This is a genomic window from Variovorax sp. 20P10.2.4 (genome assembly GCF_058244205.1).
Genome location: NZ_JBZAYE010001091.1, coordinates 1 through 1,441 on the forward strand (window position 1 = coordinate 1; position 1,441 = coordinate 1,441).

Annotated in this window: 1 protein-coding gene; it reads left to right on the forward strand. The window is 71.8% G+C overall.

Annotation, left to right across the window (positions count from 1 at the left end; all coding sequences use genetic code 11):
• Window positions 1-179 precede the first annotated feature (179 nt).
• Window positions 180-1,441: sensor histidine kinase (locus AC27VN_RS41340; protein WP_490880494.1), on the forward strand; the 1,262-nt coding region annotated here is incomplete at its 3' end.

Here is a 1,441-nt window from a genome sequence, read left to right on the forward strand (position 1 = left end):
GGCGCGCAATACCACGCCCGTCGCGGCATGTCTTCACGCCTATGGCGGAGGTTGCATGACTTAGGGCACTTCCGACGCCGCACGCCCCGGCTAGCATGGGCCGGGTGATCGCCGCCCCGCCTCCCACCTCCTCGCCGGACCCGAGCGCCACGCACGCCGCGCCGGCGGTCGCGGCCGCGGTGCCTCAGGACCTGGCGCTGCGCGTGCTGCGCGAGCACCTGGCCTCGGTCTACGGCGCCTACGACGCCTCGATCGTGGTGCACTTCGGCCTCGGCGTCGCACTCGGGGCCGCGATGTACATCGCCTCCCCGCGCACCTGGATCCTGGCCTGGATGGCGGCCCACCTGCTGCTCGGCCTGGCGCTGTACCTGATGCCGCGCTGGCATGCCGACCTGCCGCTGGACCAGACCCCGCTGTGGGCGCGCCGCCATGCGCGCACCGTCACGCTGGTGAGCCTGGCGACCGCCACCGCGCCCTGGCTGTTCATCTCGCGCGACGACCTGTCCGCGACCTCGGTGCTCACGGTGGTCGTCATCGGCAGCTGCGCGCGCGCCATGCAGCTGCTGTGGCCGCTCAAGCCCGCGCTCTACGGCTACACGCTGCCGATGATGCTGAGCCTGATCACCGCACTGGCCTGGCAGGGCGACGGCATGCACCTGTTCCTGTCGATGTTCAGCCTGGCCTACCTGCTGTTCACGCTGCGCGTGGGCCAGCAGCAGCACCGGCTGCTCACCGACTCGCTGGTGCTGCGCTTCGAGAACGAGGCGCTGGCCGAGCGCCTGGGCGAGCAGATCGCCGCGGCCGAGCGCGCGAGCATCGAGAAGACCCGCTTCCTGGCCACCGCCAGCCACGACCTGCGCCAGCCGCTGCATGCCATTGCGCTGTTCGGCGCCGCGCTCGAGAACGAGCATCCCCAAAGCCGCAACGCGCAGCGCCTGATGCGCGCGGTGAACGCGCTCGGCAGCTCGCTCGACACCATGCTCGACGTCTCGCGCCTCGATGCCGGCGTGGTCGAGCCGGCGCTCGAGCCGGTCTCGCTCGACGTGCTGTTCCGCGCGCTCAATCCCATGTTCGCGGCGCAGGCCGAGCAGCGCCAATTGCAGCTGCGGCTGCGCGCGAGCGGCCTGTGGGTGCGCAGCGATCCGCGGCTGCTGCACCGCATGCTGTCGAACCTGCTCGACAACGCGCTCAAGTACACGGCGCGCGGCGGCGTGTCGGTGCGCGCGCGCGTGCGGCGCAACGGCGACGGGCTCGGCGATTCGGTGTGGATCGAGGTGGTCGATTCGGGCATCGGCATCGCGCCGGGCCAGCTCGACCGCGTGTTCGAGGAGTTCTACCAGGTCGACAACCCCGGGCGCGAGCGCTCGCACGGGCTGGGCATCGGCCTGGCCATCGTGCGTCGCCTCTCGCGGCTGCTCGGCCATCCGGTGCAGCTGCGCTC